Annotated in this window: 12 protein-coding genes; 7 read left to right on the top strand and 5 right to left on the bottom strand. The window is 72.4% G+C overall.

Annotated elements, in window-relative coordinates; genetic code table 11:
* Window positions 1–9 precede the first annotated feature (9 nt).
* The gene (locus AB0C46_RS10225; protein WP_362827251.1) at window positions 10–735 is read right to left on the bottom strand and encodes a transcriptional regulator; all 726 of its coding nucleotides are present in this window, start codon (window positions 733–735) and stop codon (window positions 10–12) included.
* Between the two features lie 653 nt (window positions 736–1,388).
* On the opposite strand from AB0C46_RS10225, the gene AB0C46_RS10220 reads away from it, so the two are divergent.
* Entirely contained in the window at window positions 1,389–3,779 is a 2,391-nt protein-coding gene (locus AB0C46_RS10220; RefSeq protein ID WP_362827249.1) for a glycosyltransferase, read from the top strand.
* Entirely contained in the window at window positions 3,776–4,966 is a 1,191-nt protein-coding gene (locus AB0C46_RS10215) for an acyltransferase (protein ID WP_362827247.1), read from the top strand. The genes AB0C46_RS10220 and AB0C46_RS10215 overlap by 4 nt, the downstream gene beginning before the upstream one ends.
* Window positions 4,967–5,018: 52 nt before the next feature.
* Here the strand turns inward: AB0C46_RS10215 and AB0C46_RS10210 are convergent, their stop codons facing one another.
* Complete coding sequence (locus AB0C46_RS10210; RefSeq protein WP_362827246.1) at window positions 5,019–5,753, bottom strand: TetR/AcrR family transcriptional regulator; 735 nt, start codon at window positions 5,751–5,753, stop codon at window positions 5,019–5,021.
* 182 nt (window positions 5,754–5,935) lie between these two features.
* On the opposite strand from AB0C46_RS10210, the gene AB0C46_RS10205 reads away from it, so the two are divergent.
* Window positions 5,936–6,157, top strand: a complete 222-nt coding sequence (locus AB0C46_RS10205; protein WP_362827244.1) for a hypothetical protein — start codon at window positions 5,936–5,938, stop codon at window positions 6,155–6,157.
* Between the two features lie 156 nt (window positions 6,158–6,313).
* Here AB0C46_RS10205 and AB0C46_RS10200 read toward each other — a convergent pair whose 3' ends face one another.
* Window positions 6,314–7,114, bottom strand: coding sequence for a maleylpyruvate isomerase family mycothiol-dependent enzyme (locus tag AB0C46_RS10200; RefSeq protein WP_362827243.1), 801 nt, complete (start codon window positions 7,112–7,114; stop codon window positions 6,314–6,316).
* Between the two features lie 427 nt (window positions 7,115–7,541).
* Between AB0C46_RS10200 and AB0C46_RS10195 the strand changes: the two genes are divergently transcribed.
* Window positions 7,542–7,994, top strand: coding sequence for a DUF4118 domain-containing protein (locus AB0C46_RS10195; protein WP_362827241.1), 453 nt, complete (start codon window positions 7,542–7,544; stop codon window positions 7,992–7,994).
* A gap of 49 nt (window positions 7,995–8,043) precedes the next feature.
* On the opposite strand, the gene AB0C46_RS10190 is transcribed toward AB0C46_RS10195, so the two are convergent.
* Complete coding sequence (locus tag AB0C46_RS10190) at window positions 8,044–8,529, bottom strand: hypothetical protein (protein ID WP_362827240.1); 486 nt, start codon at window positions 8,527–8,529, stop codon at window positions 8,044–8,046.
* A 281-nt stretch (window positions 8,530–8,810) separates the two neighbouring features.
* Window positions 8,811–11,759: a SpoIIE family protein phosphatase gene (locus AB0C46_RS10185; protein ID WP_362827239.1), complete on the bottom strand. Its 2,949-nt coding sequence runs from the start codon at window positions 11,757–11,759 to the stop codon at window positions 8,811–8,813.
* A 165-nt stretch (window positions 11,760–11,924) separates the two neighbouring features.
* Between AB0C46_RS10185 and AB0C46_RS10180 the strand changes: the two genes are divergently transcribed.
* The 3 genes from AB0C46_RS10180 (at window position 11,925) to AB0C46_RS10170 (ending at window position 15,803) form a co-directional block, all read left to right on the top strand.
* Window positions 11,925–12,452, top strand: a complete 528-nt coding sequence (locus AB0C46_RS10180; RefSeq protein ID WP_362827238.1) for a DinB family protein — start codon at window positions 11,925–11,927, stop codon at window positions 12,450–12,452.
* Window positions 12,453–12,898: 446 nt separating this feature from the next.
* On the top strand, window positions 12,899–14,074 hold the full coding sequence (gene rsgA / locus AB0C46_RS10175; RefSeq protein WP_362827236.1) for a ribosome small subunit-dependent GTPase A: 1,176 nt from the start codon (window positions 12,899–12,901) through the stop codon (window positions 14,072–14,074).
* Between the two features lie 103 nt (window positions 14,075–14,177).
* Window positions 14,178–15,803 carry an AlkA N-terminal domain-containing protein gene (locus AB0C46_RS10170; RefSeq protein ID WP_362827234.1) on the top strand — a complete coding sequence of 542 codons (1,626 nt, stop codon included), beginning with the start codon at window positions 14,178–14,180 and terminating at the stop codon, window positions 15,801–15,803.
* Window positions 15,804–15,806: the final 3 nt, after the last annotated feature.

The raw sequence follows: 15,806 nt of genomic DNA, 5'->3' as shown, positions 1-15,806 counted from the left end.
CGGCCGGTGTCAGTAGGTGGGCACGGTGTTGAACGGCGGAGCCTCGCCCGCATCCCCGATCAGTTCCCAGAAGTGGTCGACCAGCCGCCGCAGATACGCCGAGCGCTCGGCCGCGACCTCCTTGAGCCGGGAGTCGTCGTTCCGCGCCACCACGTGCCCCATGTAGCGCTCGGAGAACTCCGCGAACTCCGCATGCATCGTGCGCAGTGCGTCGCCCACCCGCGTTTTGTTCAACGTGGTGATCTTGGCGACCGGCCCGACATGCGTCTTCCAGCGCCCGTCGATGGCCGCCCGCAGATGCCCGGACAGCTCGTCGTCCCGGCCCATCACCCCGATCAGCTTCCGCAGCGACAGCCCCAGCGCCTCCACCAGCGCCTTGGTCTGCCGGTAGTCGCCGCTCCACTGCTGTGCCGACTCGGCCGCCCAGTACAGCGCCGGGTCCATGCCGATCAGCTGCGACAGCCGCTCCACGCTCAGCTGGCGGGCCATCCGGTGCTCGGCCAGGGTCCGCGGCTCGACGCCCATCAGCGCCGTCGGCGGGCACCACAGGACATCGGCCAGGACGAACAGCTGCGGTTCGGTCGGCACCTGGGAGCCGTACTCCCACGCTTCGACCAGCTCGGGGCGGACCGGCGTACCGCACGCCGTCATGGACTGGGCGACCTGAGCCGTACTCAGGCCCACCCGGGCCCGCGCGGATCTGGCCTCGGCGGGGGAGAAGGGAGTGCTGTACACGTACGGGACACCTCGCTGCACCCGGCGAACGAGGGGTGCTTGGGGGGAGAGGGCATGGAGGAACATCCAGGAGCGGGCAGATTAACAGATGGTCGATAGGTACGAATCTCCAGTTCCCCTTCGACTCGAAGGCGGGCGAGGCCATGGGGGCGGGCGAGTGGGGGATGTGCGCTATCTGTCCGATTTCACGCATCAACTCGCTTAGTGGGTATAGCCGATGCCTCGGTACTTACCGGGCGGTAGCGATGCGTCGAGACCGTGTGGACGGCGGGACGTAATAAGAGCGTTACGCAGAAGCAGGTGTGGTGTCACAGTCTCCGTCGAGGCTGATGTGGTCGACGGGCTCCGCCGTGCGGGGCCGGCCGGCGGCACTCCTGACACCCGGTCCTCCCCCCACGATCCGATCAGGATGGGACCCCACATATGCGATCAGTGCTGGAACGCGCCTGCGCGTTCCGAGGCTTGGAGCCTGCCTTAGCAGCTGTGCGCCCGCGCGCCCGCGTCCGTACCGCGGAGAGACGGACCCGAAGGGCGACCGCGACCCGCGCACATGTCATGCATCTGACATTCAGCTAGAGGTCCGGACCGCTGCCACCGATGCAGCGGTCCGGGCCCGCTTTCGCATGCCTCCTTGCACGAAAGGACATTCCCAGGTGCTCACTTCGCACCGCACCACCTCCCAGGGCTCACCCACGGCCCTGCTCGACACCGTGGAACACTCCGTCCCCACCGCCCCTGCCGACGACTTCCGGAGCAGCGGGCATGTCCTGGTGGTCGGCGTACCGGGACCGCGCCGCGAGCGGCTCACCCGGACCCTGCGCGCCACCGGCCACCAGGTCAGCCACGCCCCGCCCGGCGAGGTCGACCGGCGGATGGCGCAGGCACATCCCGACGCCATCGTGGCCCTCGACGACCGGGGCGCACCCGGCGCCCACGACGACAGCGGCCTCGACGTGATCCGCGAGGTCCGCACCGTCCCCGCCGGGCGGGCGCTCCCGCTGCTCATGGTCACCGCCGGCCCGGAGCCCTCCGGAGTGGCGGACCTGCTGCGCCACGGCGCCGACGACTGCATTCCGGAAGCCTCCGACCCGGTCGAGCTGTCCGCCCGTATCGAGGCCAAACTCCGGCGGGTCCCCGTACCGGTCGAGAACCTGCCGCGCGACCCGCGCACCGGTCTGTACTCCCAGGCGCACTTCCTGGACGAGCTCGACCGCGAACTGCAGCGCCCCGAGGCCGCCCGGAACGGCGGGGTGCTCGCCGTGGTCGGCGTGGCCGAGATGGCCGCCCTGGAGGCCCGGCTCGGACAGCGCATACGCCGCGAGGTCGCCGAGCGGCTGGCGGGCGTCGCGGAGCGGCTCGGCAGCTTCTGCGACCGGCTCGGCTGGGACGACGACGGCCAGCTGCTGATGCTGCTGCCCGGGGTCGACGAGGAGACGGCCCGCCGCGGGCTGGAGAAGTTCGCCGCGACCGTGGCCGGTACCCGGTTCATCGTCGCGGACGAGAACGTCCGCCTCACCCCGGCGATCGGCTGGCTGCCGCTGACCGGCTGCACGGACGGCGACCGGGCCACCGGCCAGGCCCGGGACGCGGTACAAGAGGCGCTCCGGCACCGGGATCTGCGCCCGGTCCGGTACGCGCCCTGGATGCACGGCGCACCGCACCGCCACCGGCGCCCCTCGTTCAGCGCGCTGATCCGGCCCGCCCTCTCGGCGCTCTCCCCGGTCCTGGCGCTGCTGCTCGGCGTCGCGGTGCCGTTCGTGCTCTACCTCCAGACCTACGCGCTGGGCTGGGACCTCGGCTCCGCCATGTACTGGGTGGTGGTGGCCGGACTGGTGCTGTCCGCGCTCCTGATCGTCCTGGAGTGCCTCTTCTCCCTGGACGCGGCCGCCCGGCCCGAGACACCCGGTGCGCCGTACCCGCCGGCCAGCGCCGTCATCGCCGCGTATCTGCCCAACGAGGCCGCGACCATCGTCGAGACGGTCGAGTCGTTCCTGCGCCTCGACTACCCCGGTGAGCTGGAGATCCTGCTGGCGTACAACACACCGCATCCGCTGCCCGTCGAGGACACCCTCCGCGAGATCGCGGCCCGGGACCCACGGCTGGTGCTGCTGCCGGTCGCGGGCAGCACCTCCAAGGCACAGAACATCAACGCCGCGGTCACCCGGGTCCGCGGCGAGTTCGTCGGCATCTTCGACGCCGACCACCACCCGGCCCGGACCGCATTCCGGGACGCCTGGCACTGGCTGTCCAACGGCCATGACGTCGTCCAGGGGCACTGCGTGATCCGCAACGGCGAGAGCTCCCGGGTCGCCGAGCTGGTGGCGGTGGAGTTCGAGGCGATCTACGCGGTCAGCCACCCGGGCCGCACCCGGCTGTACGGCTTCGGCGTGTTCGGCGGCTCGAACGGATTCTGGCGTACGGATCTGCTCGCCCGTACCCGGATGCACGGCTCGATGCTGACCGAGGACATCGACTCGACGCTGCGCGCCCTGGGCGAGGGCGCCCGGTTCGCCGTCGACCGCACCCTCATCTCCCGTGAACTGGCGCCCACCACCCTGAAGGCGCTGTGGAACCAGCGCTCCCGCTGGGCGCAGGGCTGGCTCCAGGTCTCGCTCAAGCATCTGTGGCGGGGCCTGCGCTCCCCGGTCTTCACAGCCCGTCAGAAACTGGGACTCTTCGTCCTGTTGGGCTGGCGGGAGGTGCAGCCGTGGCTGACGCTGCAGATCCTGCCCATCCTGCTGTACTCGGCCTGGCGGGCCGGCGGGCTGCAGCGGCTCGACTGGGCGGTCCCGGTGTGCGTACTGGCGGTGCTGTTCACCATGGCGGCCGGCCCGGTGCAGGCGCTGTTCGCCTGGCGGCTGGCGGTCCCCGAACTCCGCGCCCGTGGCCGGTGGTTCTGGTTCTATCTGTTCGTCTCGACCTTCTTCTACAGCCACTTCAAGAACATGGTGGCCCGACAGGCCCATCTGAAGGAGGCGTTGGGGGACCGGCAGTGGCGGGTCACCCCACGGGCCGTCGCCGCGAAGGCGGTGGCCCGCCGATGAGCAGCACGGACGCCGCTCCGGCCCGCGGCCGGGCCAGTGCCGTCGACGGCTTCCGCGGGCTCGCCGCGCTCAGCACCGTCGCCTTCCACGTCTGGCAGCAGTACTTCCGCTATGACGCACAGGGCGGCCACCCGCCGGTCGACAACCCGGTCCTTGGTGCTGTCCTCTCCCTCGAAGTCATCGACCTGTTCTTCGTGCTGTCCGCGTATCTGCTGACGCTGTCGTACGCACGGGCCGCCCTCGACGGGCGCTCGACCCGGCCGGCCCGGCTGTTCCTCTTCCGGCGGGCGATCCGGATCCTGCCGCTGTACTTCCTGGCGGTGCTGGTCGTCTGGGCGAGCCGCAATCCCACCCTGCCGGGCAACTGGCAGGACCTGGCCGAGCACCTCACCTTCACCCATGTCTTCGACCAGCAGCGGATCTTCTACACCCTGGGCCCCACCTGGTCGCTGTCCCTGGAGGTGCTCTTCTACCTCGTCCTGGTGGCGCTCGGGCCGCTGGCGGTCCGCGCCTGCCGTCCGCTGCGCCGGCGCCGCACCAGGGTGACGGTGTGCGCGGCCGGGTGCCTGTTCCTGTACGCCGCGCCGCTCGCCTGGATCGCCGTCGCCCACTACCGGTTCGGGGTGCCGCACACCGACTGGGTGGTGTACTTCGGCCCGCAGGCCCGCTTCGGCGGCTTCGCGGCCGGGATGGGGCTGGCGGTGCTGACGGCCGCCCTCGGTGACCGGGGCCGTCTCGGCCCGCGCACCGCACTGCCGCTGGCCGGGCTCGCGCTGGCCGGACTGTTCGCGCTCTCCCTGGACTCGGGGCCGGAGAACTTCACCTTCACCTTCTACCATCCGATCGCCTCGGCCCTGTGGGTGGTGCTCATCTTCAGCACTCTCCACGTGCGTCAACAGACCTTCTGGCAGGGCCTGTTGACGGCCCGCTGGCTGACCGCTGTGGGGCTGGTCAGCTACAGCCTCTTCATCTGGCACGAGCCGGTCATGCTCCAGCTCCACAAGGCAGGCCTGCTGCCCGCCGGTCAGTCGGGCTTCCCGCTGGCCCTGCTGATCGTGTTCCTGACGGCGCTGCCCGTGGCGGCGGCGAGCTACTGGCTCATCGAATATCCGTCGAGCCTGCTCGGCCGGCTCAAGGACCACCGCGGCCGGCCACGGGAGTTCTACCCGGAGCCGGCCACCCGCTGAGGGCGGCCGGCAGCCCCTTCGCCTTCACCTTCGCCTTCGACTTCGCCGGAGATCAGCGCAGTGTGCGCCGGTCTCCGGCGAAGATCTTGTCGAGGTGGTAGTCCAGGGTGCGGCGCACCTCGTCCAGCGTGCGGCGGTCATGGAGCACATCACCGCCCAGCCCCACCGCACCGGCGACCAGCAGATCGGCCTCGCGACACGGGTCGAGACCGGGCGCGGTCCGCCCGTCGGCCTGCGCCGCGGTGATCAGGTCCGCCACCAGCCGCTCCAGCGGCTGCTCGGCAGGCAGAAAGATCTCGGCGAGGGCCGGGTCCGTCAGGCTGCGGGCGTAGTACGCGGCGAACACCCGCAGTGCGGTGGCCCGTTGGGGGTCCACCGGCAGGAACTCCTCCAGCACCGCCCGCAGCAGAGCCCGGGGTTCCGTGGCGTCGAACCGGATTCGGGAGCGGGCGATGCGCTCGTTCTCCGTGTGCAGCAGATGCAGCGCGTCGACCAGGAGCCGGTGCTTGCTCTCGAAGTGGTACTGGACCGTGCGCAGCGACACCCCGGCCTCGGCCGCGACCTCCCGCAGGCTCGCCGCATGAAGCCCCCGCCCGGCGGCGATCCGCCAGAGCGCCTCGGCGATCCGCAGCCGCTTGCCCGACGGGTCGCCCTTGCCCACCGCCGGCCGCTCGGCCGCCGGGACCGGGGTCTGCTTGCGCCGCCGGTAGGCCCTGGCCTGACAGCTGCGTGAGCAGTAGAGCGCCGGCCGGCCCCGCCCCGCCGGCGCGAGGGCCGTGCGGCACATCCGGCACAACGGCCCTCTCGCCCGCCCTTTTTCCGCACGCACAATTCCCTTTCCGAAACCCTAAATTGTGTGACGTAAATCGAATTCCCCAGTAATCAGGCCGCTGATGGCCACTTTCAGAATGATACGTTCGTAACGCCCTTGGGGGACAGGGGACTTATCGACAGGACTTTGGGGGACCGATGAAGTACGACATCCTGCAGATCGCCGGCGCCATCATGATGGTGTTCTTCGCGCAGGGCGCGATCCGGCTGCTTTTCGACCACACCGACACCGGATTCCTCGGCTGGCTCGACGGTGGCTTCTCGCTCACCCTGGCCGTGCACCTGGCGCTGGTCGTGGTGGGTGTGCTGCTGACGGGCTGGTCCCACACCCGGGCGAAGGCGCTCGGCCGACGGAGCTGACCGTCCGGAATGCGGGCTGACGGGCGTGGAGCCGTATCCGGACGAGCCGTCCTGCGTGCCCTGCGGTCCGGCGCCGGGACATAGCCCGGGTTGAACGGACGCACCGCCTGGAGGAGTTGCCGGCCCGCAGCGGCATGCGCGCCGGCAACACCGTTCTCAGAACGCGGAGTTGGAGAACCAGTGCGTCAGCAACTCCGCGTCACCCAGGGTCTCGACCGTGTCCGCGCCGCGGTCCAGACGCCCGTACAGGAGCAGCAGCAGATCCGCCGCGGTGCCCTGGACGGCGGCGTCGGCGGAGGCGGCTGCCGCGTCCCCGGTCCGCGGCTCGGCTCCGAAGCCGTCGGGCCGCAGCCGGACCAGCCAGTCGCCGTCCGTGTCGGTGCACCGGAAGCGCAGCGTCTCGCCATGGCCGCGCAGCCGGGCCACACGGGGTGCGAAGGGCGTGGCGAACGGCAGGTTGGTCAGGAACTCGTCCACACCGTCCGTCGCGAGGGCCGGGTCGATCACCGGGTGGCGGCCGACCGCCCGTTCCGCGTCCGTGCGGTGCACCAGCGTCTCGAACAGCATCCGCCGCATCCAGAACCGGGCATGCTGATCGACGCCCCACGCCCACATCGGGGCATCCGGGTCGGTGTCGGCGAACGCGCCCGCGGTCTCCGCGGCACTCGCCGACAGCCAGTCGGCCCAGCCGTCCTCCGCCGTCGGCAAGTGCAGCTCCACCTCACGGCTGCGCGGCGGTTCCTGGACGAGCCGGCGCAGCAGGACGGAGAACAGGCGCTGCACACTTCCGGTGTGCTGGACCAGGTCGCGGAGCGTCCATTCGGGGCAGCCGGGCACGGGGACCGACAGGTCCGCGCCGTCCAGCGCCGTCACGAAGGCGGCGGTCTCGGTCGCGACGGCGGCGCGGTGCACAGCCGGACCGACGGCCGCCCTGCCCGCGGGGTGCGAGGTGTTCATGGACGGTGCTTCCCGCTCTCTCCGGCCCGGCGTCCGGACAGGCCGGGCATCGGTACGCAGCCTGTCACAGCCGGCGGGCGGGGGAGCCGGGGCACCGGCCGGGCCTCCGGGCGCCGGCCGCGATGTGCCGGCCACGGTGGGTCGGCCGACGTGGACCTGGTGCGTCGGCCGACGTGGACCTGGGGCGCCGGGCCGACGTGGATCCGGGGCGCCGGGCCGAGCCGGGGCCGGCGGCATCGGCCGGTGCGCGCGCCCCAGGTGTCAAGGCGGTGTCAGAAAGCGTCCGCCGACCATACGTACGGCGTTAAGGACTGCGCCACGGCGCTCCCGCACCGTCTGCGGCGCGCACTCTGGCGGCACGGGTCCACCGCGGGTCCACGGGACCACACCGGTCCGCCGCAGCGGGCCGCAGCAGGAGGTGCTCGCCGTGACCACCCTTCACCGCCCAGCGCCCTCGCCCCGCCCGTACCGCCCCCGTACCACCCGGTTCCCGCAGGTCAGGCCCCCCGTTACGCACCCGGCCCACCGGGTGCCGCCGGACACCCTCGCCCGTGATCTCGCCCTGCCGCTCGGGGCCGTGGGGGCGGCGCTGCTGGTCACCGCCCTGATGCTGACCGGTGAGACCGTCCACGCATCCGCCGTGCTGGCGCTTTTCGCCGCGCTGACCGTGGCCGTGGCGCTGCGCGCCCGCCCGGTTCTGGTGCCCGTCGTGGCCCTGGTGTCCTGGATGTTCTACGACGGCTTCGTACTCCACCAGCACTCCGAACTGGCCTTCCAGTCCCAGGACCGGATGAGCCTGCTCGTCCTTCTCCTCGCCGGTGTCGTGGGTGCGGGCTGCGCTGTCGTCGGACGGGCCGTCGGCCGGCACCCGGCGGGCTGACGGCCTGCCCGGTGGACGGGCGCGTGGGGTGCGCGGGTCGGGTAGGGCTTCAGCCCCGGCACCAGCACCTGCGGCGCCGGGCGAAGGCCGCGCGCCGGTACCGGGACGCCGCGACCCGTCGCCGCCGGCTCGCCGCACCCAGGAATCCGAGTCCGATGCCCAGCATCCAGACATCCTTGGCCAGGGGAATGCCCTCCTGGGTCGGCCGCAGACTCCCTGGCTGCCGCATCCCGGGAGTCCGCAGATACAGCCCGACCAGCCCGCCGGAGAACCCGGTCAGCGCGAGTCCGGCCAGCCGGGTGGGGACGAGCGGAGCCAGCAGCGCACCGCCGACCGCGAGTTCGGTACATGCCAGCAGGCGGGTGAACTGCTCGGCGCGGATCTTGGTCAGGAACGGATAGCCCACACACGCCATGCTGTGCACGCCCTCGGCGGTCGCCCGGTCGGCCCGCAGCAGCGTCAGCCCGGCATCCAGGATGAAGGCACCGACGGCCAGACGCGGAGCCAGATCTCGCGCTTCGGGCAACTGCACCATGGGAGCCTCCAAGATCAGTTTCGGCCCCCTCACCGAGCTTAGCCAGGGGGCAAGGGGGCTGCATCCGGCGGCCGCTGCGCGGGGCAACGGACGAGAGCGGGCGACAAGGAGTGCCATCCCGCACTCCGCGTGCCCGGCGGCCCGCATCCCGCGAGCCCGGCAACCCCTGCCCGGCAACCCGTGCCCGGCACCCCGCGCCCAGCTACCCGCGCCCGGCACCCCGCGCCCCGCACTGCGCACCCGTACCCGGCGCCCGGCACCGTCACAGGGCAGGGAGGGCGTCACAGGGCAGGAACGTCGTCCCACTGGTCGAGGACGTCCTCGGCCGAGTCCGGTCGCGTTTCCGGCCGGCCGCCGTCGAGGGACTGCTCGGTCCAGATGACCTTGCCGTCCGGTGTGTAACGGGTGCCCCAGCGATGGGCGAACTGGGCGACGAGGAAGAGGCCGCGGCCGCCCTCGTCCGTGGTGGCGGCCCGGCGCAGATGCGGCGAGGCGCTCGTGCCGTCGGAGACCTCGCAGATCAGGGCGCGGTCGTACAGCAGCCGGACCCGGATCGGCTGGGCGCCGTAGCGGATGGCATTGGTGATCAGCTCGCTGAGGATCAGCTCGGTGGTGAACTCGACCGCCGCCAGCCCCCAGGACTCCAGCATGCGCAGACAGGCCGCACGGACGGGGGCGACGGCCGCCGGGTCGGAGGACACCTCCCATTCGGCGACCCGGGCGGGATCCAGCAGCTGGGTGCGGGCCACCAGGAGGGCGATGTCATCGCTGGGCTGGTCGGGCAGCATCACGTCGAGGACCGCCGCACAGGTTTCCTCGGGGGTGCGGTCCGCCCCGGCCGCCAGGGCCGTGCGGAGCAGCTCCAGTCCGGTGGCGATATCGCGGTCGCGGTTCTCGACCAGCCCGTCGGTGTACAGCACCAGCCGGGATCCCTCGCGCAGCGTGAGCTCCGTGGTCTCCACCGGCACGCTGCCGCCCAGCCCCAGGGGAGGGGAGACAGACACCTCGGGGAACGAGACGGTGCCGGCGGGGCGGATCACGGCCGGTCCGGGGTGCCCCGCAGTGGCCAGGGTGGCGCGGCCGGTGGCCGGATCGTAGATGGCGTACAGACAGGTCGCGCCGGTGATGCCGGTGCCCCCCAGGTGCGCCGGTACTTCGTCGTTGTCGCCGTCCGTGCCGCCGGACCAGGCCCCCTCGCCGTCGTCGGCACCCTTGTCGCCGGTGGCGAGGCCGGCCGCCCGCGCCTCGTCCGTATCGATGTGTGTGACCAGTTCGTCCAGGTGGTTCAGCAGCTCGTCGGGCGGCAGGTCGAGGGCGGAGAAGTTGTGGACCGCGGTCCGTAGCCGGCCCATGGTGGCGGCGGCGTGCAGACCGTGTCCGACGACATCGCCGACGACCAGCGCGACCCGGGCACCGGGCAGCGGGATGACATCGAACCAGTCGCCGCCGACCCCGGCATGCGCGGGCAGATAGCGGTGGGCGACCTCCAGGGCGGACTGCTCGGGCAGGGTCTGCGGCAGCAGACTGCGCTGCAGGGTGACGGCCGTGGTGTGCTCGCGGGTGTAGCGGCGGGCGTTGTCGACCGCGACCGCGGCCCGCGCGGTCAGCTCCTCGGCGAACGCCAGATCCTCCTCCTCGAAGCCCTCAAAGCCCTCAAAGCTTTCGAATCCCGCGGAGCCCTCCACACCCGCGGAGCCCTCCACCCCCTCGGAGCCCTCCATGCCCTCGGCGGCGGCGGTCCGCCAGTAATTGGCCGGCCCCAGCACCACACCCCGCGCCTGCAGCGGTACGGCGATCAGCGACCGGATACCGGCGTCCAGCACCCGCCGGGTGTCCTCCGGATCCTGCCGCCGCCACGCGTCCGAAGCGCGCAGATCGCCGACGAGGACGGGCCGGCCGCTCGTCAGGCCCGTCGCCATCGGCGTACCGGGCGCATATCTGATCAGCTCGCCGGTCCGGTAGATCGCCGATTCCTCGGGGACCCCGTTGACCGCCATCCGCCGCAGGTCGGCGTGCGTCCCGGCCGACGGTTCGTCGCCCCGCAGCACCGGCTCCAGCAGCTCGACGGTGACCACATCGGCGAACCGGGGCACCGCGACCGTGGCCAGTTCCTCGGCGGTCCGCTCCACGTCCAGCGTGGTGCCGATCCGCAGCCCCGCGTCGTAGATCAGCTTCAGCCGCTCCTGGGCCACGCCCGCCCGGCCGGCCAGCGCCCGCAGTTCGGTGGTGTCCCGCAGCGTCACCACGGTCCCGGCGGGCTCGCCGTAGGGGGCGGTCGGTCGTGCGTTCACCGCGAGCAGCCGGTCACCCGCCAGCAGCACCTCGTCGGTCGCCTCCCGCCCCGACGAAAGCAGCGCGCTCAGCTGCGGTTCCAGGCCCAGGTCCGCAACCGGACGCCGCTCCGCGTCCGCGGGCAGTTCGAGCAGCCGCCGGGCCTCGTCGTTGGCCAGCAGCAGCCGCCCGTCACTGCCGATGATCAGTACGCCCTCCCGTACGGCGTGCAGCACCGCGTCGTGGTGGTCGTACATCCGCCGCATCTCGGCCGGGTGCAGACCGTGTGTCTGCCGCCGCAGCCGACGGCTCACCAGGGCCGCCCCTCCGGTGACCAGCAGCAGCGCCCCGGCGGCGGAGCCGAGCAGCAGCGGCAGCTGGTGCACCACCTGTGCGTTCGCCCGCTGCACGCGGATCCCGGCGGCCACCAGCCCGACGACGGTGCCGTTCCGTTCGCGGACCGCGACCGTCGTGTTCACCGCGGGGCCGAGGGCCGAGGAGAAGGTGGAGGTGTGGTGCCTCTTGTTGAGCGCCGCCGGGTCATTGCCGCCGACGATGTGCTTGCCGATCAGATGTGGATCGGGGTGGGGCCAGCGGGTGCCGTCGAGACGGAACGCCACGATGTAGTCGACGCCGGAGGCCTTCCGGGCCGCCTCCGCCTGGGGCTGCAGCAGCGCGCTGGGGTCGGCGGACTGCATGGCGGCGCGGGTGCCCGGCGCATGGGCGAAGGTCTCGGCCCCGACGGTCGAGACCCGGCGGGCCTCCTGCGCGCTCGCGCCCTGCGCCTGGAAGACGAGTGCCAGGACGGCCGCGATGACCAGCAGCACCGCGAGGGCGAGCTGCAGCACGAACATCTGGCCCGCGACGCTGTGACCGTTCAGCAGCGAGCGCAGGCGCTGCCCCGGGGAGCATGGTGACGCGGGTGAATCGTCACCTTCTCGCCCGAAAATTTCCGGCATGACCCATATTTAGCATTGTGCTCCCAAAGAAGGCGCCGTGCGCCGGGTCACTCGGGTGCGCAGCCGGAGCGGACTCCGGATACCCCCCTTCTCGCCGTCACCTCGCCGTCACGCCGTGCCGCTCGTCCGGACCGATTGTCAGTGGCCTGTGCAAGGCTTCGGAGCATGGGAATGACACCGGACGGGCGACCCATTCCGCCCCCGCACGCCGATGAACGCACCATGCTGGAGAGCTGGTTGGAGTTTCACCGTGCCACGCTCCCGCTGAAGTGCGCGGGCCTGGACGACCGGCAGCTCCGCGAGACCTCGGTGGCTCCGTCCACCATGACGCTGCTGGGCCTGGTCCAGCATCTGGCGGAGGTCGAACGGAACTGGTTCCAGCGGGTGTTCGCCGGACAGGACATACCGCCGGTGTACGAGGCGGAGAAGGGCTACGGGTTCACCCTCGACCCCGACCGCGGGATCGACGAGGCGCTGGCCGACTGGCGCGCGGAAGTCGCCCGGAGTCGTGAGCTGATGGCCACCGCTTCCCTCGACGACTCCGGGACGCTCTCGGAACAGGAGGCCGGACACCTCGGTGACGCGACGGTTTCCCTGCGCTGGATCCTGGTCCACATGATTGAGGAGTACGCACGCCACAACGGCCACGCGGATCTCCTCAGGGAGCGCATCGACGGTGTCACGGGCGCTTGAGGCCGGAAGGCCTGAGGGCTTCATGCGGCAGGTCTGAGGGCTTCATCCGGCAGGTCTGAGAGCTTCATCCGGCAGGTCTGAGAGCTTCATGGGGAGGGAGCGCCAAGCCCGCTGAGCGATGACACCCACGGCCGTTCGGGCGCCGCGTCCGGGCGGCCGTGGTGCACCGCTGGAAAACCGGGGTCGGAAAATGGTTGGCGCCGACGCGCGGGACCGGTCTAGGGTCTGCAGCGTTCGGGAGGACGGCCTGCGGCCGTCGCCGTCGGCTGTGGAGAAGAGCGGGAGGTGAGTACTGATGACTGTCGTTGCGAAGGGCGCTGCCCGCATCCAGAAGATCATCAACTTCCTCCCCGCGGTCTCCGGCTGACTCGGCGTCACCTTTCACCTTTCTTCGCGCGCGGATCGTGCGCACAGCCGGGACCGCTCCTTCTCGAAGGGTCATCCCGTTGTTCGACTTTCCTCTCTCTGCTGCGCACCCGCTGACGGCCTATGGCTGGGACGACGGGTTCGCGCAGAGTTTCACCCCCTTTGCCGGGCAGGGGTTCGTGCCCGGCCGTATCGTCCGCGTGGACCGCGGGCGGGTGGATGCCGTCGTGGCGGACGGCGCCGGCATCCGTACCGTTCTGGCGGACACCGCGCTGGTGGCGACCCGTGACCCGATGCGGGTGCCGTGCACCGGCGACTGGGCCGTACTCGACCTGGCGAACGGGCGCAGCGGCGATCATGTCGACGGTGTCGTACGGACGTTGCTGCCGCGCCGGACGGCGTTCGTACGGTCGGCCTCGTCGAAGCGTTCCGACGGCCAGGTGCTGGCCACCAACATCGACCACATCGTCATCTGTGTGTCGCTCGCGGACCAGTTGGACCTCGGGCGGATCGAGCGGTTCCTCGCGCTGGCGATGTCCAGCGCGGGCGCTGAGGGGCCGCTGCATACCTCCGCACCCGCCGGGGAGAGCGGCACACATCCGGTGGTCGTGCTGACCAAGGCGGATCTGGCCGGGGACCCGGACGGTCTGGCGTATCTCGTCGCGGATGCCGAGGCCGCGGCGCCCGGGGTGCAGGTACTGGCGGTCAGCTCGGCGACCGGCGAAGGGCTCGATGTGCTCGCCGCCGTCCTCGCGGGCGGTACGTCCGTACTGCTGGGCCAGTCCGGTGCGGGCAAGTCCACGCTGGTCAATGCCCTGCTCGGGGAGGACGTCCAGCTGGTGCAGGCCATCCGTGACCGCGACGGCAAGGGCCGGCACACCACGACCACCCGGGATCTGCGGGCGCTGCCCGGCGGCGGGGTGCTGATCGATACCCCCGGGCTGCGCGGTGTCGGGATGTGGGACGCCGAGTCCGGGCTCGCCCGGACGTTCTCGGATGTCGAGACGCTGGCCGAGGAGTGCCGCTTCCACGACTGTGCGCACCGGGCGGAGCCCGGCTGTGCCGTGCAAGAGGCCGTCGAATGCGGGGAGTTGCCCGCCCGCCGGCTGGAGAGCTACCGGAAGCTGCAGCGCGAGAACCAGCGCATCGTGGCGAAGACGGACGCCCGGGTGCGCGCCGAGATCCGCCGCGACTGGAAGCAGAAGCAGGCACTGGGGCGGCACCTGATGGAGCGGAAGCGGGGGCCGCAGGGGTGAGACAAGGGGTGGGGGAGGGCCGTCCGCACAGCCCTCCCCGCCCGCGGAACGCCACGTCCGATTTCCGCCAGCCGGGGCGCCGCGCACGGCGCACACTGAGGGCGTGAGGGACGACGAGGCCAGGTACGAAGCGGTGACCAGCCGGGACGCCCGGTTCGACGGGGAATTCTTCTTCGCCGTGGTGACGACCGGTATCTACTGCCGGCCGAGCTGCCCCGCGGTCACTCCCAAGCGGGTGAATGTGCGGTTCTTCCCGTCGGCCGCCGCCGCGCAGGCGGCCGGGTTCCGGGCCTGCCGCCGGTGCCGGCCGGACGCCGTGCCGGGGTCCGCGGAGTGGAATGTGCGCGCCGACCTGGTCGGCCGGGCCATGCGGCTGATCGGGGACGGCGTGGTCGACCGGGAGGGCGTCGGCGGGCTGGCGCGGCGGCTGGGATACAGCCCGCGACAGGTCCAGCGGCAGCTGACCGCGGAGCTCGGCGCGGGACCGGTGGCGCTGGCGCGGGCCCGCCGGGCGCACACCGCGCGGGTGCTGCTGCAGACCACCGCGCTGCCGGTCACCGAGCTGGCGTTCGCGGCCGGGTTCGCCAGCATCCGGCAGTTCAACGACACGATCCGGGAGATCTACGCGGGCACCCCCAGTGAGCTGCGGGCGGCGGCCGGGAACGGGGGTGCCGCCGCCCGCCACACCACCGCGGCCGGGCCGGGCCCCGGGGCGGAACACCGCGCCGCGCCCGCCGGCATTCCGCTGCGGCTCGCCTACCGCGGGCCGTATGCGGCGGCCGAGATCTTCGACTTCCTGCAGCTGCGGGCGGTACCGGGGGTCGAGGAGACCCGCGGCGCCCGCGGGGAGCGCACCTACCGCCGTACGCTGCGGCTCACCCACGGCAGCGGCATCGCCGAGGTCGACGAGCCCGCCGGGCCGCGACGGCGGCGTCGCCCGCCGGCGGGCCTGGTGTGTCCGGCGGCGCGCGGCACGGACGGCGGCTGGCTGGAGTGCCGGCTGCGGCTGACCGATCTGCGGGATCTGTCGACGGCCGTCCAGCGCATCCGTCGCCTGTTCGACCTGGACGCCGACCCGTACGCGGTCGCCGAGCGGCTCGGCGCCGATCCGCTGCTCGGCCCGCTGGTGGCCGCACGGCCGGGCCTGCGGTCACCCGGCACCGCGGACCCCGAGGAACTGGCGGTACGCACCGTGCTCGGCGGCCCGCCGGAACACGCCGCCGCACTGGCGCGGACGTACGGCAAACCGCTGGACGTGGCGGACGGCGGGCTCACCCACCTCTTCCCGGCGCCCGGGGAACTGACCGGCGCGGAGGTCACGGAGCCGGTGCGCACCCTGTGCACCGCACTCGCCGACGGCACGGTCACGCTGGACGCGGGTGCGGACCGCGGCGCCGCCGAGCGGGCACTGGCCGCCCTGCCCGGGGTCGGCCCACGCGCCGCCGCGTACCTCAGGATGCGGGCGCTGGGCGACCCCGACGTGGGCACGGCGCCGGGAAGGAACCAGGAGCGGGGCGCGGCGGCGGGCCCGGCCGCGTGGCGGCCCTGGGGTACCTACGCCCTGCACCATCTCTGGCGCGCCGGGCTGCTTCCGGCGGGCGAGATACCGGGGGCGGCGGAGGTGCCAGGGGCGGCGGACGTGTCAGGGGCGGTCGAGGTGTCAGGGGCGGCGGACGTGTCAGGAGCGGCGGAGCCACTCGTGTATGCCACGGCCGGTCGCGCCCGGTGACGC

It is taken from the genome of Streptomyces sp. NPDC048637 (genome assembly GCF_040650675.1).
Classification (GTDB): Bacteria; Actinomycetota; Actinomycetes; order Streptomycetales; family Streptomycetaceae; genus Streptomyces.
This window is presented reverse-complemented; position numbering and strand designations above follow the sequence as displayed.

Bases quoted from the DNA above. Each gene is read 5' to 3' on its own strand.
- AB0C46_RS10215 (WP_362827247.1), top strand. From the start codon at position 3,776: ATGAGCAGCACGGACGCCGCTCCGGCCCGCGGCCGGGCCAGTGCCGTC.
- AB0C46_RS10210 (WP_362827246.1), bottom strand. From the start codon at position 5,753: ATGTGCCGCACGGCCCTCGCGCCGGCGGGGCGGGGCCGGCCGGCGCTC.
- AB0C46_RS10205 (WP_362827244.1), top strand. From the start codon at position 5,936: ATGAAGTACGACATCCTGCAGATCGCCGGCGCCATCATGATGGTGTTC.
- AB0C46_RS10200 (WP_362827243.1), bottom strand. From the start codon at position 7,114: ATGAACACCTCGCACCCCGCGGGCAGGGCGGCCGTCGGTCCGGCTGTG.
- AB0C46_RS10190 (WP_362827240.1), bottom strand. From the start codon at position 8,529: ATGGTGCAGTTGCCCGAAGCGCGAGATCTGGCTCCGCGTCTGGCCGTC.
- AB0C46_RS10185 (WP_362827239.1), bottom strand. From the start codon at position 11,759: ATGCCGGAAATTTTCGGGCGAGAAGGTGACGATTCACCCGCGTCACCA.
- AB0C46_RS10180 (WP_362827238.1), top strand. From the start codon at position 11,925: ATGGGAATGACACCGGACGGGCGACCCATTCCGCCCCCGCACGCCGAT.